This window comes from Algoriphagus ornithinivorans, assembly GCF_900115305.1.
Lineage (GTDB): Bacteria > Bacteroidota > Bacteroidia > Cytophagales > Cyclobacteriaceae > Algoriphagus > Algoriphagus ornithinivorans.
Genome location: NZ_FOVW01000007.1, coordinates 182,249 through 204,743 on the forward strand (window position 1 = coordinate 182,249; position 22,495 = coordinate 204,743).

General features: G+C 37.6%; 25 protein-coding genes. 21 read left to right on the plus strand and 4 right to left on the minus strand.

The window, feature by feature from the left end; genetic code table 11:
* Window positions 1-77 precede the first annotated feature (77 nt).
* A complete protein-coding gene (locus BM073_RS12375; RefSeq protein ID WP_091654548.1) occupies window positions 78-623 on the minus strand; it encodes a hypothetical protein in 546 nt (181 codons plus the stop codon).
* Window positions 624-995: 372 nt separating this feature from the next.
* On the opposite strand from BM073_RS12375, the gene BM073_RS12380 reads away from it, so the two are divergent.
* The 10 genes from BM073_RS12380 (at window position 996) to BM073_RS12425 (ending at window position 9,604) form a co-directional block, all read left to right on the plus strand.
* On the plus strand, window positions 996-1,472 hold the full coding sequence (locus BM073_RS12380; RefSeq protein WP_091654549.1) for an Lrp/AsnC ligand binding domain-containing protein: 477 nt from the start codon (window positions 996-998) through the stop codon (window positions 1,470-1,472).
* 236 nt (window positions 1,473-1,708) lie between these two features.
* A complete protein-coding gene (gene sufB, locus BM073_RS12385) occupies window positions 1,709-3,154 on the plus strand; it encodes a Fe-S cluster assembly protein SufB (protein ID WP_091654550.1) in 1,446 nt (481 codons plus the stop codon).
* Window positions 3,155-3,192: 38 nt separating this feature from the next.
* Window positions 3,193-3,957 carry a Fe-S cluster assembly ATPase SufC gene (sufC, locus tag BM073_RS12390; protein ID WP_091654551.1) on the plus strand — a complete coding sequence of 255 codons (765 nt, stop codon included), beginning with the start codon at window positions 3,193-3,195 and terminating at the stop codon, window positions 3,955-3,957.
* Between the two features lie 17 nt (window positions 3,958-3,974).
* Window positions 3,975-5,243, plus strand: coding sequence for a Fe-S cluster assembly protein SufD (sufD, locus tag BM073_RS12395; RefSeq protein ID WP_091654552.1), 1,269 nt, complete (start codon window positions 3,975-3,977; stop codon window positions 5,241-5,243).
* A gap of 9 nt (window positions 5,244-5,252) precedes the next feature.
* Window positions 5,253-6,476: a SufS family cysteine desulfurase gene (locus tag BM073_RS12400; RefSeq protein WP_091654553.1), complete on the plus strand. Its 1,224-nt coding sequence runs from the start codon at window positions 5,253-5,255 to the stop codon at window positions 6,474-6,476.
* Window positions 6,473-6,904 (plus strand): SufE family protein, encoded by a 432-nt coding sequence (locus tag BM073_RS12405; RefSeq protein WP_091654554.1) that lies wholly within the window; start codon window positions 6,473-6,475, stop codon window positions 6,902-6,904. The genes BM073_RS12400 and BM073_RS12405 overlap by 4 nt, the downstream gene beginning before the upstream one ends.
* A gap of 2 nt (window positions 6,905-6,906) precedes the next feature.
* Window positions 6,907-7,242 carry an iron-sulfur cluster assembly protein gene (locus BM073_RS12410; RefSeq protein WP_091654555.1) on the plus strand — a complete coding sequence of 112 codons (336 nt, stop codon included), beginning with the start codon at window positions 6,907-6,909 and terminating at the stop codon, window positions 7,240-7,242.
* A gap of 23 nt (window positions 7,243-7,265) precedes the next feature.
* The gene (locus BM073_RS12415) at window positions 7,266-7,688 is read left to right on the plus strand and encodes a BrxA/BrxB family bacilliredoxin (RefSeq protein WP_091654556.1); all 423 of its coding nucleotides are present in this window, start codon (window positions 7,266-7,268) and stop codon (window positions 7,686-7,688) included.
* A 247-nt stretch (window positions 7,689-7,935) separates the two neighbouring features.
* Window positions 7,936-9,222, plus strand: coding sequence for a citrate synthase (locus tag BM073_RS12420; RefSeq protein ID WP_091654558.1), 1,287 nt, complete (start codon window positions 7,936-7,938; stop codon window positions 9,220-9,222).
* Between the two features lie 121 nt (window positions 9,223-9,343).
* Window positions 9,344-9,604 carry an acyl-CoA-binding protein gene (locus tag BM073_RS12425; protein ID WP_091654560.1) on the plus strand — a complete coding sequence of 87 codons (261 nt, stop codon included), beginning with the start codon at window positions 9,344-9,346 and terminating at the stop codon, window positions 9,602-9,604.
* A gap of 80 nt (window positions 9,605-9,684) precedes the next feature.
* On the opposite strand, the gene BM073_RS12430 is transcribed toward BM073_RS12425, so the two are convergent.
* Entirely contained in the window at window positions 9,685-10,674 is a 990-nt protein-coding gene (locus BM073_RS12430; protein WP_091654562.1) for a bile acid:sodium symporter family protein, read from the minus strand.
* A complete protein-coding gene (locus BM073_RS12435) occupies window positions 10,675-11,421 on the minus strand; it encodes a TrmH family RNA methyltransferase (RefSeq protein ID WP_091654563.1) in 747 nt (248 codons plus the stop codon).
* Between the two features lie 19 nt (window positions 11,422-11,440).
* Here BM073_RS12435 and tamL point away from each other — a divergent pair, with 19 nt between their 5' ends.
* From tamL to BM073_RS12465, 6 genes are all read left to right on the plus strand, one after another.
* Complete coding sequence (gene tamL / locus BM073_RS12440; protein ID WP_091654758.1) at window positions 11,441-13,864, plus strand: translocation and assembly module lipoprotein TamL; 2,424 nt, start codon at window positions 11,441-11,443, stop codon at window positions 13,862-13,864.
* 4 nt (window positions 13,865-13,868) lie between these two features.
* A complete protein-coding gene (gene hemF / locus BM073_RS12445) occupies window positions 13,869-14,780 on the plus strand; it encodes an oxygen-dependent coproporphyrinogen oxidase (protein ID WP_091654759.1) in 912 nt (303 codons plus the stop codon).
* Entirely contained in the window at window positions 14,777-15,352 is a 576-nt protein-coding gene (locus BM073_RS12450; RefSeq protein ID WP_091654565.1) for a phosphatase PAP2 family protein, read from the plus strand. The genes hemF and BM073_RS12450 overlap by 4 nt, the downstream gene beginning before the upstream one ends.
* Window positions 15,349-15,951 (plus strand): Crp/Fnr family transcriptional regulator, encoded by a 603-nt coding sequence (locus BM073_RS12455; protein ID WP_091654567.1) that lies wholly within the window; start codon window positions 15,349-15,351, stop codon window positions 15,949-15,951. Before BM073_RS12450 ends, BM073_RS12455 begins: the two co-directional genes overlap by 4 nt.
* Before the next feature lie 52 nt (window positions 15,952-16,003).
* Window positions 16,004-17,239: an MFS transporter gene (locus tag BM073_RS12460; protein ID WP_091654569.1), complete on the plus strand. Its 1,236-nt coding sequence runs from the start codon at window positions 16,004-16,006 to the stop codon at window positions 17,237-17,239.
* 81 nt (window positions 17,240-17,320) lie between these two features.
* Window positions 17,321-17,542 (plus strand): hypothetical protein, encoded by a 222-nt coding sequence (locus BM073_RS12465; RefSeq protein WP_091654571.1) that lies wholly within the window; start codon window positions 17,321-17,323, stop codon window positions 17,540-17,542.
* Window positions 17,543-17,581: 39 nt separating this feature from the next.
* Here the strand turns inward: BM073_RS12465 and BM073_RS12470 are convergent, their stop codons facing one another.
* Window positions 17,582-18,943, minus strand: coding sequence for a transglutaminase-like domain-containing protein (locus BM073_RS12470; protein WP_091654572.1), 1,362 nt, complete (start codon window positions 18,941-18,943; stop codon window positions 17,582-17,584).
* A 91-nt stretch (window positions 18,944-19,034) separates the two neighbouring features.
* On the opposite strand from BM073_RS12470, the gene BM073_RS18115 reads away from it, so the two are divergent.
* The 5 genes from BM073_RS18115 (at window position 19,035) to BM073_RS12490 (ending at window position 22,490) form a co-directional block, all read left to right on the plus strand.
* The gene (locus BM073_RS18115; RefSeq protein ID WP_175557912.1) at window positions 19,035-19,205 is read left to right on the plus strand and encodes a hypothetical protein; all 171 of its coding nucleotides are present in this window, start codon (window positions 19,035-19,037) and stop codon (window positions 19,203-19,205) included.
* Between the two features lie 260 nt (window positions 19,206-19,465).
* Window positions 19,466-19,801, plus strand: coding sequence for an ArsR/SmtB family transcription factor (locus tag BM073_RS12475; protein ID WP_091654574.1), 336 nt, complete (start codon window positions 19,466-19,468; stop codon window positions 19,799-19,801).
* A gap of 12 nt (window positions 19,802-19,813) precedes the next feature.
* Window positions 19,814-20,281: a DUF6428 family protein gene (locus BM073_RS12480; RefSeq protein WP_091654576.1), complete on the plus strand. Its 468-nt coding sequence runs from the start codon at window positions 19,814-19,816 to the stop codon at window positions 20,279-20,281.
* A gap of 9 nt (window positions 20,282-20,290) precedes the next feature.
* Window positions 20,291-20,920 carry a low molecular weight phosphatase family protein gene (locus BM073_RS12485; protein WP_245756416.1) on the plus strand — a complete coding sequence of 210 codons (630 nt, stop codon included), beginning with the start codon at window positions 20,291-20,293 and terminating at the stop codon, window positions 20,918-20,920.
* Window positions 20,921-21,320: 400 nt separating this feature from the next.
* On the plus strand, window positions 21,321-22,490 hold the full coding sequence (locus tag BM073_RS12490) for a hypothetical protein (RefSeq protein ID WP_091654578.1): 1,170 nt from the start codon (window positions 21,321-21,323) through the stop codon (window positions 22,488-22,490).
* Window positions 22,491-22,495 lie beyond the last annotated feature (5 nt).

The window sequence follows — 22,495 nt, forward strand, 5'->3', positions numbered from 1 at the left end:
TTAGAATGGCTAAAAGTAAAAAAGGTGATACATCTCTGTATCACCGTTTACAAAAAAAAGCCGGAAAATTCCGGCTTCTATTTTCTAATTGTCAGTTCGAATGTTTCTGGAGAATAATTCGCAAACCCAGGAACAGGCTTGCATTTTGGGAGCTGCCTCACCAAATAATCAATTCTTTCTCGCAGGCCTTTATCAGTCTCAGTCAATAATTCATAGCCTGAAAGTTTTCCTTTAGAATCCACCATCAATAAGACTTTCACTTCCTCCACGTCTCTTGACTTTTTTGTTCTAAAAAGAAAAGGTGAATAGGAATCAATCATGTCTAGCGTATATTCTGGCCAAGCCCAGTGGGAATCTAAATTTGAAGCCATGCTTTCTTCTGTGTTAGTCAAGGGCTTTAATTCCAAATCCTTGGAAATTGTAATCTCCTCAGCCTTCACAGATTTATTTGGAACAGACTTTAAGCTCAATCTATTATATCTAACAATTGAACTTTCAAGTTTATCATCATTTGATTCGTCCCCATTCATTTGCGCGGCAGCAGAAACAGAAAGCTGAACCGCTAGAAAAATCATTACCGTCGCGATAGGGCCAAGAGTCTTTATTTTGAATGAATTCATCATATTCAAAGTATTTGTAACAAAAATACACTTTAAATTTTATCAAATGCAAAAAATTGTATTTTAAATTTTAAAAAAACCAATAAAAAAGTCTTGCCAGCAGCAAGACCCTTTTCAGAATATAAACCCAAATATAACTTTAGAGATTAAAAGTTTTTCTTTTTCAACTGAATGTTTGGAGTTTTCTCCATTTTTCAAATTTAAAATTTTGCCTTTATTCTAAAAACAAAATAAACTGAAAGACATTCATTTCGATTCCAAAGTAAATGCATTTTGAATATAATTACAAATTGAAAAAATAATTTTGCAATATTTTGAACAATCTTTAATTTACATGCGATTTCATTAACAATCATCTAAATCCAATCAAAAAAAATGGATAAAATTTTAGATATCGATAACATAGACCTCAAGATTATCTCCTTGCTGAACGAAGATGCCAAAACACCTTATACCGAAATTGCCAAAAAGGTATTTGTGTCTTCGGGGACTGTCCATGTGAGAATGAAGAAATTGGAAGATATGGGCATTGTTAAAAGCGCAACTCTGAATATCGATTTCTCCAAACTTGGTTATGACATCTCAGCATTTTTAGGCATTTATTTGGAAAAAAGCTCCCTATACGATACAGTTATTGAAAAATTAAAGGCAATTTCCGAAGTAGTAAGTGCTTACTATACGACAGGTAATTATTCAATTTTTGCAAAAATCATCTGCAGAGACACCAATCACCTTAGACTCGTATTGGATAAAATTCAGAAGGTAGAGGGCATTGACAGAACAGAAACTTTAATTGTTTTGGAAGAAAGTATAAACAGACCAATTCAATTTTTTGATAAAGAAAAAGGATAAAAATATCTATTTAGATCAAATCTAAATAAAGAAAAAGCGATATTATCGCAAATAGCCTGGCATTGTCAGGCTTTTTTTATTTCCGAGAAAATATTCCCAAATTTGAACCTGAAGGGCATTTTTAATCGAAGAATTGTATCTCCAATAGATTTTTCGAATGTGATTGAACATAATATTTTGATTATATGTTGTACCTTCGCAGTCAAAATGTAATTAGTCTAAATAACTCACCAATAATGAGCAAAGACAACGAAATTTTAGAAGAATTCACCTCAAAGGAATACGAACACGGTTGGTCAGTCAATTATGAGGCTGATGAAGCAGCTGTGGGCTTAAATGAGGATATTATAAAATGGATCTCTGCAAAGAAAGAGGAGCCTTCTTGGCTATTAGAGTGGAGACTCAAAGCTTTTAGAACTTGGCAGGAAATGGCTGAGCCCGATTGGGCCAACGTGACTTATCCTAAAATTGATTTTGATAAGTTGAGATATTACTCTGCACCTAAGCAATCTAATAAGCCAAAAAACTTAAATGAGGTTGATCCGGAGTTATTAGCGATCTACGAGAGACTAGGTATTTCTTTAAATGAGCAAAAAAGACTTCAAGGTATTGCTGTAGATGCAGTCCTTGATTCAGTTTCTGTTGCTACTACCTTTAAAGGTACACTTAGCAAACTCGGAATCATTTTCTGCTCCTTCAGTGAAGCGGTGAAAGAGCACCCTGAATTAGTTAAAAAGTATTTGGGATCAGTGGTCCCAATGACAGACAATTATTATGCAGCTCTTAACTCGGCTGTCTTCTCTGATGGATCATTCTGCTACATTCCAAAAGGTGTAAGATGTCCTATGGAGCTTTCCACCTACTTCCGAATCAATGCCGCAAACACGGGTCAATTCGAAAGAACCTTGATCGTTGCGGAAGAAGAGTCATATGTATCTTATTTGGAAGGCTGTACAGCACCTCAAAGAGATGAAAACCAACTTCATGCGGCTGTAGTTGAAATTTACGCAGCAGCTCATGCAGAGGTGAAGTACTCTACCGTTCAAAACTGGTTCCCAGGAGACAAAAACGGTAAAGGAGGTATTTACAACTTTGTTACGAAGAGAGGAATCTGCGCTGGAGATCATTCCAAGATTTCTTGGACTCAGGTTGAAACTGGATCTGCAGTGACATGGAAATATCCATCCTGTATATTAAAAGGAGATTACTCTATAGGTGAATTCTATTCAGTAGCCGTAACCAACAATTACCAACAAGCTGATACCGGGACCAAAATGATTCACATTGGTAAAAACACCAAATCAAGAATCGTATCCAAAGGTATCTCAGCTGGTAAATCCCAAAACTCCTATAGAGGTCAGGTTCAGGTGATGAAGAGAGCAGATAATGCCAGAAACTTCTCCCAGTGCGACTCCTTATTAATGGGGGATCGATGTGGAGCTCACACTTTCCCATATATCGATATCAATAATCCAAGCGCCAAAGTAGAGCATGAAGCGACTACATCGAAAATTGGTGAAGATCAAATTTTCTATTGCAACCAAAGAGGTATTGCCACAGAAGATGCTGTTGCTTTGATTGTTAATGGGTATGCAAAAGAAGTTCTGAACCAACTTCCAATGGAATTTGCAGTGGAAGCGCAAAAACTATTAGCCTTAACCCTAGAAGGATCTGTAGGTTAAGCGCCTGAGTTAAAATTTGAAATTGAAAATCTAGAACCATGTTATCAATAAAAAACCTACACGCATCAATTGAGGGCACTCCTATCTTGAGAGGCATCAATTTGGAAGTAAAAGCAGGTGAAGTTCACGCTATCATGGGACCTAATGGGTCCGGAAAATCTACTCTTGCCTCAGTTTTGGCTGGAAGAGAAGAATATGAAGTAACTGAAGGAGAAGTGACTTTCAAAGGCAAAGACCTTTTGGATCTTGCACCAGAAGATAGAGCTAGAGAGGGCGTATTCCTTGCATTTCAATATCCTGTAGAAATTCCTGGTGTATCTTCCACCAACTTCCTCAGAACTGCCGTGAATCAGGTAAGAGAATATAGAGGTTTGGAGCCTTTGGATGCGGTGAAGTTTCTTTCTTTGATGAAGGAAAAAATGAAATTGGTTGAGATTGACCAAAAACTTTTGAGCAGAGCTTTGAATGAAGGTTTTTCAGGAGGGGAGAAAAAGAGAAATGAAATTTTCCAGATGGCAATGTTGGAGCCAACATTATCCATTTTGGACGAAACTGACTCTGGATTAGATATTGACGCACTTAAAGTCGTATCCAACGGAGTTAATCAATTGAAATCAGCAGATAATGCTACAATCGTAGTAACTCACTATCAGCGACTTTTAGATTACATCGTACCAGATTATGTACATGTATTATATAAAGGAAGAATAGTGAAATCAGGAACCAAGGAATTGGCCTTGGAACTGGAAGAAAAAGGTTACGACTGGATCAAAGAAGAAATTGATTCGGCAGCCACTGTCTGATTTATAAAAAAACTACCATGAGTACCTTGACAAAACAAGATACCTTCTCTCCTTTATTGGAAGCAGCAACTGACAATTTTAATGAGCAGAGAACTCTGGGTAAAGAGAGTTTTCTTTCTCAAGGTTTGCCGGCTGTAAAGGAAGAGGAATATAAATTCACTCAGATATCCAGAAAACTGGAAAAAGAAATTTCAGACTTTCAATCTGCAAAACCAATTGAGTTGACCAAAGAACTTGTCGACCAATCTATTTATGAAGGTTTTGAGGGAAATGTCCTTGTATTCAACAATGGATACTTTATTTCTGAACTTTCTGACTTGCCTGAGGGTGTAGAGATTTCTTCTATTTCAAAAAAAGAAGACTTGAATATAGGAAGCATTGCCAAGCCTGAAAAGGATGCTTTTGCTGCCTTAAATTTAGCTTCATTTCAAGACGGTGCATTTATATCTGTTCCAAAGAAAACTCAAATAACTGCACCAATACTCTTGCTTTCATTTTTTAAAGCAAATTCTGGACAGGTTGTACAACCTAGAATATGGATTGAATCTGGTGATTTTGCTGAAGTTACTTTCATTGAGCAGTCTGTCCTTCTAGGAGAAGAAACTGTCTTTGCCAATAAAGTGGTAGAGATCAAGGGAGGATTGAACACCAAGATCAATTACTACAGACTTCAGAATGAAGGCAGGCTATTCATCGAAGTAAGCAATATTGAAACTGATATTCACCAAGACTCTCAGTTTTCAGCAGTTACCATATCACTTTCAGGAAATATGGTTAGAAATAACCTCAACCTGAATATTCTGGGAAGTAATTCCGTTGGGAACATGTACGGCATTTACCTATTGAACGGTAAAACACACGTGGATAATCACACGAACGTAGATCACACCGTGCCTCATGCAGAATCTAATGAATTGTACAAAGGAATCTTGACTGACCATTCAAGAGGAGTTTTCAATGGAAAAATCTTTGTAAGACAAGATGCTCAGAAGACCAATGCTTTTCAGCAGAACAATAACATCTTGCTTTCTGAAAATGCGGTAATCAATACCAAGCCACAATTAGAAATTTGGGCAGATGATGTGAAATGTTCTCATGGATGTACGACAGGCCAGTTGGATGAAGAGGCTTTGTTCTATTTGCAGGCGAGAGGGATAGATAAAATGCAGGCAAAAGGTTTGCTTTTGTATGCATTTGCAGGAGAAGTATTAGAACACATAGAAACCGAAAGCTTCCAAGCATACTGTACTAATTTGGTGCAGGAAAGACTTGGAAGTAAATTCTAAAATCCATTCATGAATTTTGATGTGAACCAAATCAGGGGCTTGTTTCCTGTGCTTCACCAAGAAGTACACGGCAAGCCCTTGATTTATTTTGATAATGCAGCAACTACACAAAAACCGAAGCAGGTTCTTGAGGCATTAACCTCCTACTATGAAAAGGATAATTCCAATATTCATAGGGGTGCACATGCTCTAGCTGACAGAGCTACTCAGTATTTTGAAAATACCCGCGAGTCCGTTAGAAAATTTATCAATGCCAAAGAGAGTGCTGAAATAATCTTTACAAAAGGAACTACTGAGTCAATTAACCTAGTAGCGCAGACCTTTGGTAGGAAATTTATCGGTAAAGGTGATGAAATCATCATCTCGACCATGGAGCACCATTCCAATATTGTTCCTTGGCAAATGCTCTGCGAAGTAACAGGAGCAGTCCTGAAAATCATCCCCGTTCACGAAAATGGAGAGCTAGACTATCAGGAATTCGAGAAACTTCTTACTTCCAAAACCAAACTTCTAAGCGTAGTTCATGCTTCTAATGCACTGGGCACGATCAATCCAGTCAAGAAAATGATTGATGCAGCGCATGCTGTTGGAGCCAAGGTGTTATTGGACGGAGCGCAATCCACGAGTCATTTGGAAATAGATGTTGTGGGCTTGGATTGCGATTTTATGGTGTTTTCTGCTCACAAATTATATGGTCCTACCGGATTGGGAGTGTTGTATGGAAAAAGGGAAATCCTTGAAGCCATGCCACCATTTTTGGGTGGTGGAGAAATGATCAAGGAAGTTACCTTCGAAAAAACAACCTACAATGACATCCCTTTCAAATTCGAAGCAGGAACTCCCAATATAGCTGACGTAATTGCATTCGACGCTGCAATAGAGTTTATTGACTCCTTAGATAAAAAGGCAATTAAGGAGCACGAAGATGAGCTTTTGAGCTATGCCAATGAATTGACGGCTGATATCAAAGGCTTTCAACCGATAGGTACGGCAAAACAAAAAGTATCTGTTCTATCTTTCAATATCAACGGCATGCACCCATTCGATGTAGGTCAAATGCTGGACGCTAGAGGTATCGCTGTGAGAACAGGCCACCATTGTACTCAGCCTTTGATGAAACGATTTGGAATAGAAGGAACTGTTAGGGCTAGCTTTGCTGTTTACAATACCAAATCTGAAATTGAGCAAATGGCAGAAGGAATTGCCAGAATAGCCAAAATCAAAAATAAATGAGCAGCATCAACGAAATTCAAGACGAAATCGTATCAGAATTTGAGATCTTGGGAGATGACAGAGAATCCACCATTTTCTACATAATGGAACTTGGAGGAAACTTAGAGGATTTTCCCGTTGAGGAGCAAAAAGAAGATAATATCATAAAAGGCTGTCAATCTAAAGTGTGGTTGATTGCAGATGAAAATGATGGTAAAGTACACTTCAAAGCTGATTCAAATACGGACATTACCAAAGGATTGATTTCGCTTTTAATTCGTGTTTTGAATGACAGAACTCCAGAGGAAATCATCCATGCTGATCTCAATTTTATTAACAGAATAGGCATGGGGAGTATTATTGGGAGTCAAAGATCCAATGGGTTGGCTTCAATGATTAAGCAGATGAAGTTGTATGCCATTGCCTTCCAAACCAAGCTAAACGCCTAATTATGGAAACTGAAAATAATACAGTTGGACAGGTTACAAATTTGAAGGAGAAAGTGGTTCAGGCCATTAAATTGGTTTATGATCCTGAAATTCCAGTAGATGTTTATGAATTAGGATTGATCTATGAGATCACTGTTTATCCTGTCAATAACGTCTATGTTTTAATGACCTTAACCTCACCGAACTGTCCATCAGCGGAATTTATACCTTCTGAGGTAAAAGATAAAATACAGCAGATTCAAGGAATTAATAATGTGGAAGTAGAAGTAACATTTGATCCACCCTACTCTCAAGATATGATGTCTGAAGCTGCAAAACTTGAATTAGGATTTCTATAAAGAACTATAAATAATAAGATAATATGTACCCTGAAGAATTAATTGCTCCTATGAGAGCTGAACTCTCAGATGTAGGATTTGAAGAGTTTAGAACAGCAGAACAAGTTGCTACCCACCTAGGTCCAGACCATAAAGGAACCACTTTCGTGGTGGTGAACTCTGTCTGTGGCTGTGCTGCAGGTGCAGCAAGACCGGGCGTAAGATATGCTTTGGAGAATGCTTCGAAGAAACCGACTACTCTTGCAACAGTATTTGCCGGAAACGATCGTGAAGCTGTGGATAAAGTGAGAGAAATCGTATTACCTTATCCTCCATCCTCTCCTGCTATGGCTTTGTTCAAAGATGGAGAACTAGTTCATTTCATCGAGCGTCATCACATTGAAGGAAGAAATGCTAAAATGATCGGTGACCACTTAGTTGAGGTTTTCGAACATTTTTGTGATTAAAAAAAGCCCTTCGGGGCTTTTTTCATGAAAATTTTGCGAGAGCAATCTTTTTCGAAAAGAAATTTTAAGGATTTATTGTATTTCCAATAACCAATTTAAAATTCCCTTGCTTTTCAAACGGTAAAAAGAGCATTTTTGCAAAATTATATTACCCATCGCATAATAAAACCTTAAAAAATATGGGATTTTAGTAACTTAAGGCCATCTTTTACGGTTTTTATAAAAACGCAATCCAAAAACAAGTTATATGTCTGATTCCGCCAAGTTGTCCTATAACGGACAAGATTTTGAGTTTCCGATTATAGTCGGAACCGAACAAGAACCTGCAATCGATATTGCAAAACTAAGAGGAGCTACTGGTCTAATCACCTTGGATCCAGGTTATAAAAATACCGGATCAACCACTAGTGCAATCACATTTTTAGATGGAGAAGAAGGAATTCTTCGATACAGAGGATACAGAATTGAAGATTTGGCAGAGAAGTCAACTTTCTTGGAGGTAGCTTACCTTCTTATCTACGGTGAACTTCCTACCCAGGCTGAATTTGAAAACTTCTCCAAAGAAATCACTCATCACACTTTGGTACACGAAGACATCAAGAAGATTCTAGATGGCTTCCCTTCCAATGCGCACCCAATGGGCGTGCTATCTTCTTTGATTTGTTCTCTATCTGCTTTCTACCCTGATTCATTAAATCCAAATAGAAGCAAAGAAGAGGTGAACATGAGCATCATCCGTCTTATTGCCAAAATGCCAACTTTCGCAGCATGGGCATACAAGAATGAAATGGGACATCCAGTAAATTATCCAGATAATACATTGGATTATTGCTCCAATTTCTTAAAAATGATGTTTGCCCTTCCGGCAGAAAAGTATGATGTAGATCCTGTAGTATCTAAAGCTTTGGATAAATTATTGATCCTTCATGCCGATCACGAACAAAACTGTTCTACTTCTACAGTGAGAATTGTAGGTTCTTCTCAAGCAAGTATCTATGCTTCTATTTCTGCAGGTATCAATGCGCTTTGGGGACCACTTCACGGAGGAGCAAATCAGTCAGTAATCGAAATGCTAGAAGCTATCAAGGCTGATGGTGGAGATGCTAAAAAATATCTAGACAAAGCAAAAGACAAGAATGATCCTTTCAGATTGATGGGTTTTGGACACAGAGTGTATAAAAACTTTGATCCGAGAGCGAAAATCATCAAGAAAGCAGCTGACGATGTATTAGAAAAACTAGGAGTAAATGATCCAGTATTAGAAATCGCCAAAGAATTGGAATACGCTGCATTGAATGATCAATATTTCGTAGACAGAAAGCTATATCCAAATGTGGATTTCTATTCTGGAATTATCTACCGTGCATTGGGTATACCTACTGATATGTTCACGGTAATGTTTGCTTTGGGTCGTCTTCCAGGTTGGATCGCACAATGGAAAGAAATGCGTGAAAACGGTGAACCAATCGGTAGACCAAGACAAGTATATACTGGTGCAAATGAAAGAGATTATGTTTCTATGAATAGAAGATAATTTGATTTAAGCTAAAATATGAAAGCCAGCCTTCCTAAGGTTGGCTTTTTTATTGACATATCTCATCCAAACCGGATTTTTAGCGGATATTTGGAAACTGAAAACACCAATTAGAGTTTACATGAAACCTACCACACTGGATGAGGCAATGGCCTTAACCAAAAAATTTACAGAAAGACCCAGTAATGAAGAATTATTGAAACTTTATGGCCTTTACAAACAAGCCACTGAGGGAGATAATACAGGAGAAAGACCGGGGGGATTTGACTTCAAAGCTGCTGCTAAATACAATAGCTGGTTGAGTTTAAAGGGAAAAAGTCAGGAAGAGGCTACCCAAGAATACATCGATTTTGTCGGTAATTTGTCCGAAAAGTACATCTAAATAGAAAGAGGATAGAATTCATCAGAGAGATCTATCCTCTTTTTTTGACTTATTCTTTAACAAGTTTTTTTGACAAAAGCCTATCGTTCTTGTCTTGAAAATCGTTGGGCTAAAATAGATCCGACAATCAATTGCTGAATGTGATAAAGCATCACTGGAAGAAGTACTAATCCCAGAATAGCAGGATCGGGGAATATCACTTTTCCAATCACAACTCCATGCACCAAAGATTTTTTGGAACCACAGAAAAGAGCCGTAATCCTATCTTCTACTGAAAAGGAAAGTACATTTGAAAGGTAGTATGTAATCATGCATATCAAGGCGAAGAGCCCTAACATGATCGCAGCTAACTGAAAAAGAGTAGATAAGGAATATGGCGCAAATATTTTTTGAGTAAATGACTCCGAAAAAGCCGTAAAAACAATAATCATAATTACGCTTTGATCCACATATTTCAGTCGTTGCAGATGTTCGTGGATTTTAGAAAAAAGCCATTTATGAAGAAATATTCCTAAACAAACCGGGAGTATGACCTTATAAGTTAATTCCAAAAGAGTTGGCAAAAAGTCTACCTCAACTCCCAGGCTAGCTTCTCCTAGAACATCCATCCAGAGAGGAGTGACTACCACTCCGATCAAGCTGGAAATACTTGCGTTAAATATAGCAGCAGGAATATTCCCCCTTGCGATTGAAACCATTACTACTGATGCACTAACGGTTGAAGGCAAAGCCGATAAATAACTAATTCCCAAAACAAAATCCTGTTTGATTGAAGGAATCAATTGAAGTCCCAAGAATACTAGCAATGGAAAAAGCAAAAACGTAGTTAATTGAATCAAAAGGTGCAATTTCCAGTTGGAAAGACCTTGTCGTAACTGATGCGGATCGAGCTTCACTCCATAAAAGAAGAAAACCAATGCAATTCCTACATTGATGATCGGTTTCCAAGGGACTGGACTGGATGCTGCCCCCCATTCTGGAAATAGATAGCCCAAAGCAATGGCTCCAAATAGTCCTAAAAGAAAACCATTGAGACCAACTCTCTTCAGAAGACTCCAGATTTTTTCCACTTAGCCAATCAATCTTTTAAAATTATCACAGAGGACAGCAGTCGCTATCGCAACATTCAATGACTCGGCAGAGCCAAAGGCAGGAATGGTTATTTTCCTTGAAACAAAAGGCTCTACCTCTGGAGAAATTCCTTTCGATTCATTCCCCATCAAAATTACCCCCGGTTCTACTTTTGACAAGCCATGCAGATTTTCCCCATCCAAAAATGCTCCATAAACCGGTAAATTCCAGGAGGAGAGAACTGTAGGTAAGTCTCCGTAAAAAAATTGAATCCTGGTAAATGACCCCATACTAGCTTGAATAACCTTGGGGTTATAGAAATCAGCCGTTTGAGAGGAAAAAAGAAGTTTTTTGATTCCATACCAATCCGCAATACGGATGATGGTCCCTAGGTTCCCGGGATCTCTTACATCATCCAGCGCAACGACAAGCTCATTTCGATCGGGTGTAAAAGCTTCATTGACTTTTTGCTTTACCACTGCTAAAGCCGAATCATTGCTTTGATATTGACCCAAGCTTTCTAATTGATTTTTTGTTGCTTGGATAATTTCGAAACTGCATTTTTTTAAAAGAACATTATGCCTTTCGATAAAATCAGGAGTAGCCACCAAAAAATCAATGATGAAGTCTGAGTTGATCACCTCCACAACACTTTTTTCACCTTCTACAAAGAACTTTTGATGTTCGGCACGGTATTTCTTCTGATGTAAGGATTTTATAAACTTAACCGTATTTTTGCTAAGCATTGTGATTGAATCTTTCGATTTGAAATTCTCCAAATATATACTTTTTCTTTCTCTGCTAGGGCTTGCTTCAGCTTGTTCCTTGACTAAAAATCTCCAAGAAGGAGAATATGTAGTCTATGAATCTGATATAGAAGGGGTAGAAAAAGCTAGCGAAGAAGAAATAGCTGGTTTAATCCAGCAGGAACCCAATTTTAGAATTCCTGTTTTTAATTTTTCTCCAGGAGTCACTATTTACAGATTTGGGAAATCATTCTTTGACAGTGTCGCAGTCAGTGAAAAAAGGGTTGAAATTGAAAAAGAGCTAAAGCAAATAGAACAACAGCTTGACTCTATTCCAGGGGACAGAAAACTTCAGAAAAAATCCGATAAGCTCAATACCAAAATCGAGAATCTCAAAGAAAAAGAGGAATATGGAAATGGGTTCATGCGAACTGGCAATCCGGTAACAGTTTTGGATAGCAGCCTTTTGGAATCAACAAACAGGAATATTTCTGCTTACCTCCAGAATAATGGTTTTTTTGATTCAAGGAGCTCTTTTGAAGTAGAAACAAAAGGGAAAAAGGCATATGTAACTTATAGTATTGTAGAAAATACACCTTATAGAGTCGACTCTGTTTATACCAGAACTGACAACGAGGATATCCAGATTATTCTCAATCAGAACAAATCAAAATCCAACTTAGCCAAAGGGAAAATCTATGCCCAAAATGACATCATTGCTGAAAGAAATCAAGTAGAAGAATTATTGAAAAACAATGGGTTTTACATGTTTTCCAAATCCTACTTGGAGTACAATGTGTATCAGGATACTGCTAAGAAAAATGTTCAAATTGAGCAAATTATAAGGAAACCCACATTTGCTGAACAGCATGAAATCTATACGATTGAAAATATTAATTTTAGGATTAACCCTCCCTCAGATGGATTCAGCGACGGCAGAGTTTCAGGTCAATATGACGGTATAAATTTCAATTTTTATAGAGATCGATATTCAGAGAAAATTCTTGCTTCGAGAATTCTATTTGATAAAAATGATCGATACAGCCGAAATAAAGTAATTGAAAGCCAAAGGCAACTAAGCAATCTGGACCTTTTCAGGTTTGTCAATATTTCCTTTGACACCTTAGGTACTTCATTAACAGCAAATATTTTTACTCAGCCAGCTCAAAAATATCAATTGACAAATCAGCTGGGTTTGAGTGTAACAGAACAGTTGCCTGGACCTTTTTTCAGTACCTCATTAAGAAATAGAAACTTTTTCAGAGCTGGAGAAATCTTGGAATTCAACTTCAGAGCAGGTCTGGAAGGTGTGGCCTCTGCGACAAATCAGGGGGTGTATCAAAGTCAGGAATTAGGAGTTTCAGCTTCTATTATTTACCCGAGATTTTTGATTCCATTCGTTCCAAATACTCTGAAAAAATACGGGAAATACAATCCCAATACACGAACCCAAATCGGTTATAACTATACTAACCGACCAGAATATACCCGAAAGGGTTTGAACGGTTTGCTAGCATATACTTGGGCTACCACGAATCAAAGACAGCAATTCACCATCAACCTTGCTGATATCAACTACATCAGAACTCCAAATATCACAGATGACTTTTTGGATGTTTTGCAGAATTTAGCCAATCAGGGAAATAATTTGATCTGGTCCTTCCTTCCTTCTTTTGTAAGTAGCGTTTCCGGCCAATCCGTCATCAACTTTAATCGTTATGGAGACTGGAAAAGAAGACCATCTTCCCTTCTTCGATTGTTTGTAGAAAGTGGCGGTACTTCGCTCAACTTATTCAATGTGCCGAGCAACAACAATGAAAACCTTCAGTTTGCCAATTTCCAGTGGCTTAAATTTCAGGCAGATTTTAGGAGATATTATCCAGTCGATCAAAAACAGACTTTTGCCTATCGTTTAAATTTCGGAATCGCCCAACCTTATGGAGTGAGTGCTGGAATTCTTCCTTACGAAAAATATTTCTTTGCGGGTGGAGGTACGAGTATCAGAGCATGGCAAGCAAGACGATTGGGACCTGGAAGCTCTGTACCAACCATAGGTGATGGAGGGCGCTATGATTATAATTTCGAGCAACCTTCGGAAATGATCATAGAATCCATGCTGGAATATAGAAGAAAGCTTTATGGCTACTTTGACATGGCCTTGTTCATCGATGTGGGGAATTCATGGATGATAGGCGTAGATGCCAGTAGACCCGGAGCAGATTTTAGGTTTGATCGATTCTACAAAGAGTTTGCTGTAGGTTCTGGCATAGGTTTGAGAATGGATTTTGACTTTTTGATTATTAGGCTAGACTTAGCTACGAAAGCAATTGACCCATCTCAACCAGAAGGAGAACGATGGGTGTTGGACAATATTAATTTCAGAAGACCATTTGGCCTAAGAGGTCAAACTGTACTTAACTTTGGGATTGGATATCCCTTCTAAACAAATGGCTAGAGCGAGTAAAGAGGAAATAGCAGAATTATATCAAAAAATCCAGGTTCATATATGCTCAGAATTAGAGCAATATGATGGAACGGGAAAATTCAAAGAGGACAAATGGGAAAGAGCTGCAGGCGGCGGTGGGAGAACCCGGATTTTTGAAAATGGCCAAGTGATAGAAAAAGGTGGCGTTGCTTTTTCAGCTGTTCATGGTCCAACACCTGAAAAAATCCTGAATAAACTGGGTTTGGAAAAAGCAGATTTCTACGCTACAGGTGTCTCGATTGTACTGCATCCTATTAACCCTCATGTCCCCATCATCCATATGAATATTCGTTATTTTGAAATGGAAAATGGCGTTTATTGGTTTGGAGGCGGCATTGATTTAACCCCTCACTATATAGTACCTGACGATGCTCGGTATTTTCATCAGCAATTAAAGTCGGTTTGTGATCAATTTGACGATACTTATTATCCAAAGTTTAAAAACTGGGCGGACGATTATTTTTACCTCAAACACAGAGATGAGACGAGAGGAGTTGGAGGAATATTTTATGACCGCTTAGCCGGTAAAAACGATGAGCAATTTTCAAGCATACTTGAATTTAGTTTAGCCTTAGGAAGACTATTTCCGAAAATTTACGGGCACTTCATGAAGAAAAATGCCGGAAATCCAGTAACTGTGGAAGAGAAAGCCTGGCAAAATTTGAGAAGAGGAAGGTATGTGGAATTCAACTTGGTATGGGATGCAGGCACTAAGTTTGGTCTGGACACAAATGGCAGAACTGAAAGCATCCTGATGAGCATGCCTCCTCAGGCAGAATGGACCTATATGCACGAGCCAAAATCTGGGAGTCGGGAGGAATTTACGCTCAAGCATCTTAAAAAAGGGATAGACTGGCTTAATTTTCACCCATGATAGAGCAAATCAAAAAATGGGATGAGGATTTATTCCTCTGGCTTAATTCTTTTCATACAGACTGGTTGGATCCAGTCATGTACCAAGCCACAGAAACAATTACTTGGATTCCATTATATGCTTTTTTGATCTATAAGATTTATAAATCCAACCCCTCAAATAGTTGGTGGGTATTTGGAGGTGTGGCGCTGACTATTTTGATTTCGGACCAATTTACTTCTGGATTTATGAAACCATTTTTTGAAAGATTAAGACCCTGTCATGACGAAAGATGGACTGATGTCATTCATAATTATGGGAGATGCGGAGGCTTGTATGGATTCGCATCTTCACACGCCGCAAATACTTTTGGCTTAGCAGTTTTTCTCAATAAAAAATTAGGAAAATCCATTAAAGGACTGGGCTGGATATTTTTATATGCAATTTTAGTCAGTTACACCCGGATTTATTTGGGAGTTCACTATCCAGTAGACATCCTGATTGGAGCAAGTATTGGAACAGCGGCAGCCTTTATCAGCTGGTTTTTGATAGTATTTGTGAAAAGAGAGTTCTTGAAGAAATTTTTGAAATGAACTTAAACAGAACATCAAATGAGCAGGAAACAATTTTGAAATTCCTAAAGGAAATTCAATCCTACTCTCCTTTGGAAGACCATTCTGAGAAGGCTCTAGCAAATATTTGTTTTACCCAAAAAGTAGGAAAAAATGAGGTCCTTCAAGAAATAGGAAAAACTTGTAAAACCATATATTTTGTAATGGAAGGCTCTGCCAGAATCTTTTACCTAAAAGACGGGCTTGAGATTACGGAGTATTTCGCTTTTAAAAATGATTTAATAGTCAGAGCTGAAAGTTTGTTTAAATCTTTACCAAGTAACAAGGGGATTGTATCGATAGAAGAGACCTTATTTGTTGGAATTCCTTCAAATGCACTTTTCTCATTATTTGACGAGTTCCATGATATTGAAAGACTTTTTAGGATACTAATTCAAACAGTCTATCTAGAAACTATAAAACGTCTTGAATCCATTCAATTTCAAACTGCAGAAGAAAGATATAAAGGCCTTTTTGAGAACCATCCTGAATTCATTCAAAAGATACCCTTAAAACACATTGCTTCATACTTAGGAATTACCCAGGTAAGTCTCAGTCGAATAAGAGCGGGAATTTCCTGATTTTTTAACATTTGTAAAAAGAATACTTCCTTGAAAACCCCAGTTTTGAAACATGAATTCAATTCATTATCAAGCTGTTCAAGGACTAAAGGAAAATTGGAAACAATTCAGTCTTTTAGTAGTCATAAATGCTTTGGTGGGAAGTATGATTGGCTTGGAACGCTCAATTTTTCCTGAATATGCATCCACCATTTTTGGAATTGAGTCAAATTCAGCTTTTCTGACATTTATCATAGTATTCGGAATCAGTAAAGCTATTTCCAATTATTATGCGGGAAAATATGCCAATCGATTAGGGCGTAAGAATTTATTAGTCCTTGGATGGATAATTGTCCTGCCCGTACCATTGATTTTAGCTTTTACAGATTCATGGCTAATAGTCTTGTTAGCAAACCTATTACTTGGTGTGAGTCAGGGTTTAACCTGGAGTAGCACAGTCATAATGAAAATCGACTTAGTTGGGCCAAAAAATAGGGGCTTAGCGATGGGTTTGAATGAATTTGCGGGATATCTTGCAATTGGTATTACGGCCTATTTCACAGCTAATTTGGCATCAAACTTTGGAGTGAGACCTATTCCATTCTTAATAGGTTTTGGAATAGCTCTCCTAGGGCTATACCTTTCTTTCTTTTTTTTAAAAGACACTACTCGTTTTATCAGGGTAGAGAAAACCGATTCCAAAAAGGAAGAGAAGAATAACATTTTTTGGAATACCACCTTCCGTAGTCCAAATTTATCTTCAATAACACAGGCTGGATTAGTAAACAATCTGAATGACGGAATGATCTGGGGCTTGTTACCTTTATTATTGATTCAAAAGGAATTTTCTTTAAATGAAATTGGAAAACTGATTGCTATTTATCCTTTGGTTTGGGGAATGGGCCAATTATTTTCAGGGAAAATAGCTGACATTATTTCAAAAAAATTCTTGATTGTTTTTGGGATGATTATTCAAGGGTTTGCAATAATAATTTTAGCATACTCAAATTCCTTTAGTCAATTTTCATTTATCTCTATTGTATTGGGAATTGGAACTGCAATAGTATATCCTACTTTTCTAGCTGCGATTTCAGACGAAACCCATCCGGAAGTTAGAGCGGAAAGTGTTGGGGTATTTCGACTTTGGAGAGATTTGGGCTATGCTTTTGGAGCAATTTTATCTGGATGGATCGCTGATAATTTTGGACTTGAATTAGCAATTGTCTCCGTAGGTATGTTGACAATAGCATCTGGAATAATCACTCAATTAAGAATGACTCGAGAGGCATTTTTCAGAAAATTGAGATAAATAATTAAGTCATTCCAGGAAATTTTCATTCATAGTGATTTTATGCTTTAATTAGTGACATCACACCAAACCTTAAACAAAATGAAAAAACTGAAATCAATTTTCACCCTAGCCTTAGCGTTCAGCTTTTTAGCAGCAGTAACATTTACTTCATGCGGTGGCAAGAAAGAGGAAAGCAGCGAAACAGAAACTGAACAGGTAGAAAGTGAGCACCCAGATGAAGGTGAGCATCCAGCAGGAGACAGCACAGAACATCCAGCAGGAGGTGAGCATCCAAGTAGTGACTCAACTTCTGAAAGTTAAAAATCAAAAAAGGCTATCGAATTCGATAGCCTTTATTTTTTAGGAATTTACTTTTCTTTGAAAGGTGAATTTGGATGGTGCCTTTATCTCTTTTCCATTGATCTCTAAATAGGGAAATGCAATGAAATTAATTGGGCCCGCATTAGGTCCTGGATTAACTTCCAAATCCCTACCTCTGCTTAACTCAATTCTATTGGCAGGGTGCCTTCCGAAATAATAAGTAGCTAAAGCAGTATATTTATTAGCTTCCGAAATATCAACTGGCCACCATTTCCCATCTGCATAAAACTCTGCCCAGCAGTGATAACCATCAATTCCACCTTCATTCCTATCCGAAGGAATAGATGCTCCAATCGCAAATCTTGCTGGTATATCTACTGATCTGGCCAAGGAGATAAAGAAGGAATGAAATTCAGAGCAATTCCCGGTTTTTGAATCACAGGCGTAATTTGAGTCTCCATTGCCATAATCGCCAAATTTCATATAGCGCATATTGTCTATGATATAATCATATAAGGCTCTGGCTTGAATTAAGTGAGACTCTTTCAGCTTTTCTCCCAAAACTTCTTTAGCGATCTCTTCAAACCTCCCTCCTTTTGGCATGAGTCTGTTGGAAGCTAAATACACCTTGGGGTCTGGAGCAGAAGCCTCGTAAGGACCTTTTTCTTTCCTTTTTACCTCGTAGCTGATTTGGATTTCTTTCCCGGAATCTTCTGGCTTTAATTCATAATAAAGCAAAGTATTGCCAAAAACCTTCTCTTCAATTTTTCTGGACTCTATATCAGATTTCGTCTCTATCAGTTTCACATCCTGAAAAGGGTCTGACTCAGGAACTGGAATCCACATCCGCGCAGGACCTTCCAAGCTAGGAATTTGAACAGTATAATAGAATTCAAAATGATCAGTCCCTTCGACTACTCCTAACAGGTTATTGTTTGATTGTTCCAAAGCCACTCTATACCAAGTTTTATCTTCCTTATTTTGCTTCCAACTGTAAAAAGGTTTCCCATTCAACTTATGCACCGTGGTCTGAGTGACATTCATTGCTCCAGGCTTCCCTTCCATGAAGAAATCTACATCGTATACGTCTCCACTTTCATCCACCAAGTCAACACAGGCAAAATGACTATCGGGGCCTAGGTTGGATAGGTATTCGGTATGTACCCGAACCAACTTCATTTTGAGATCATGATTTTCATCTTTTACCGGAAAAACTCCGTCATTTTCAGCTGTTTTGACTGCGATGAAGTCTTTTATTCCTTGTTCTATTTCAGGTATGGAAACCGCAGAACTTGATGAACTTTTAGTTACTGTATTTTCCTCTTTGGAATTACAAAAGGTTAAGGCCAAAAGCCCAGAAAATAAAACCGTTCTTGAAATTGTGAGAATATAACTTTTCATGCGTCTAAAATACACATACCGTTTCAAAAGGACTTCAAATACAGGAATAAAGAATATTTTTTACTTAATTGAATAAAACACCAGTAATACTATGAAACTATCCATTCTAAAAACCAGAATCTTATCTCTTTTGGCTTTACTCCTTTTTTGCGGGGTAATATTTGTTTCTTGCGGAGATAAGAAGGAGGAGAAATCTGAAAACAATACCGAGCAAACAGAAAAGATGGAGAACCCGGACGACGAGCCGGCTATCACTCATTAATTTTTTCAAGATCTAGATCGAAGATTTGCTTTTGTAATTTTATTCATCGTAATATTGCAATATATTATTATATAGATATCCGCTTTCTTACCAGCATTGACAAAAATACGGCTTATTGTCAGCTGAAAGGATCAGAATCCGAAAGCTTCGGTCTTCGGTCATCGGTCGCCTGTACTGAGCGAAGTCGAAGTATCCAACCTGTCAAGCAAGGAAAATAAGGCTACTGGCATGATTGCGGATAATCAGATATTATTATTACGATGGGGATTACTCAAACGCACCTTTTTACTGACGCTCAAAATGAATTGGCCAATGTCGCCAAAGCTTTAGCACATCCAGCTCGAATTGCAATCATACAATATTTGATCAAAACGAATACTTGTATCAATGGGGATTTGGTACAAGAACTGGGACTGGCGCAAGCCACTATAAGCCAGCATCTTCGTGAGTTGAAAGAAATTGATATAATTCAGGGAACCATTGAAGGGACAAAAGTGAATTACTGCATCAATCCTGAAAAATGGAACTCCATCAAGAGCTTGTTTCTAGGCCTCTTTGATCAATTCAATTCAAATAATTCCTCAACCTGCTGTTAAAATCATATCGCTATGAAACTTTCAGAAATTAAGTCCATCTTAAAAAACTCTCGAACTATCGAGTTTCAACTCCCTAATGGAGAATTGGTTCCAAGTCATTTTCATGTGACAGAAATCGGGAAAATATCTAAAAACTTCATTGATTGTGGGGGGACCATTAGACAAGAGGAGAAAGTCAATTTTCAATTATGGAATCAAAATGATTACGATCACCGACTACACCCAGAAAAACTTCTGAAAATCATAGAACTATCTGAATCGAAACTAGGAATACCGGATTGGGAAATTGAAGTGGAGTATCAAGGTGAAACTATTGGAAAATATGGTTTAGACTATAATGGAAAATCATTCCTCCTTATCACTAAAATGACAGACTGTTTGGCCAAAAGCGAATGTGGAATTCCTTCAAAGCCGAAAGTCAGACTCTCATCATTGCAATTAAATTCCAACTCCTGTAGTCCAGGTAGCGGTTGCTGCTAAATTTTAGCTATGGATTATACACCACTCACCTTTTTACCCAAGCTTGAAGACTCCATCAAGCAAATCCTCAATACTCCAATCACTGACGAAAGGAAGGAAGTGTTGAGCCCATTGATTCATTATATCAGAGAAAAGCAGGATAAAAATGAAGCTATCAACCTGAATTTTATTTGCACACATAATTCTAGAAGGAGCCAATTTTCACAAATTTGGGCTAAGGTAGCTTCTAGCTATCATGGCATAAAGACCAACTGCTTCTCAGGAGGAATCGAGATCACTGCTTTTAATGAGAGAGCTGTAGCTTCATTGCAAAGAATTGGGTTTCGTATCATTTCGGATAATGCGACTGATAACCCGAAGTATGAAGTCTTTTATTCAGATACGGCACAAAGCATCAAAGCTTTTTCCAAACTTGTTGAGGATCAGTCTAACCCAACTTCCAATTTTGCTGCGATTATGACCTGCGATCATGCCGACGAGAATTGCCCAATAATTTCAGGAGCAGAAATACGAATACCCGTCAGGTTTGAAGACCCAAAAAAATTCGATGATACTGAATTAGAACAAAAAATGTATGATGAAAGAAGTCTTCAAATAGCGTCCGAAATGTTTTATGTGTTTTCGAGGGCTAATGATTAAGAAATTCATTATAAAACTTTTCTATAAGGCTCAATGAGACCAACCTTTACCTTACCAATCCTCTATTTTTATCAAAATTTTTTATTGAATTATTAGAATATTCAAAATTTTATTATATATTCTAATGGATTTAGGCGCAAATACCTACTAATTATTCGAAACCCAGTAACGAAAGAATAAGCTAAGTCCTCCTAAATCCTATCCATTTGACGCTCAATTAATTGAATAAAGAATGGTGACACCAATGCTTTAAATACATTCAGTTAGAATAGGTAGTAAAGCAGAAAATCTAGGATTCTTTTGAACATTCACTAGTTCAAAGGATTTATAACTAAAAGTACTCAGCAATCTTGTCTGAGATTAACACTTTCATTTTGTAATAATTATGCAAATACATTTTATGAAAAAAAATATACTATCCTTAGTCTTCACTTTGTGGTTTGGGCTTGTTGCCTATTCGCAAGAAGCTATTACGTCAATTAACCTGGACCTCATTCAAAATGAGATCAACGGCGGAAAACCACTGCCGGCTGAAGAAAAATTCTATTTCAGAGGAGCCATCCCTCAGGATGTGGAAATGGTTAAACTTTTCATATATCAGTCAAAAAAATCTCCTAAGGCAGGTGATAGTTATTTTTGGAAAGCCCCATTTGGATACAAGGAACTTTCTTTTCAAATCTTGGTAGACAATCCTTTAAGATCTACAGAGGAGTTTAATCTTGAATTTGGATTTTATAAGAAAGCTGGAGAAAAAGAGTTGGAAGAGCTCCGAAGACTTATTCAAACCAACCTAGCAACTTATCTCAACACCATTTCTTCCGTGAGAAGAGGAGGCATCAAATTCGAAGATTCTGACGAGCAAATACTTTCCAATATGGATCAAATTGTCCAATCAGGAGCTTATTATTTCGAATTACCTGATGGCAAACCTTTCCCAGGTTTTTCTGATATCACTCGAAAGAAACTGGAGCAAAGAAAACGCCTAAAATTAGGTAAGGCGAAATTCAACATCATCAAAAAAACCGAAAACGAAAATGAGCGGGCTGTTTATGCACAGCAATATTTACAGGAGTTAGAAACCATCGTTTTTGCTGAATTAGATCAATTTCTCAGTCCTAACATGCTTGTCCAAGTAGATCAGATTCAATTTCAGAATTATAGAAGCGAGAAAACCCCTAATTCTATTCCTATCAATTTTGGGTTTGGTGCCATCTCACTTTCTCAGGATTTATCCTCTCAAGAGTTTGTATACAGTCCATACCTTGGTTTTTCCTTCCCACTCGGCAACAGGACTTTTACTCGTTTCATGAGTAATTTATCGATCAGCACAGGAGTGTTTATTTCCGGAAGCATGGAAAACTCTTTGGGAGAAGCTATCAGTGGGCCAGTTTTAGACCGACCAGTATTCGTAGGATTGGGTTATAACTTCTTCCGATTCATAAGACTCAATGCTGGAGGCACATATCTAACTACCAACAAACTGGATGGAAGTAAAGCGGACAGAATTCAACCCTATGTTGGATTAAGTGCCGAAATCAATTTGTGGTTAGGATTTGGAAACAAAAAATGAAAATT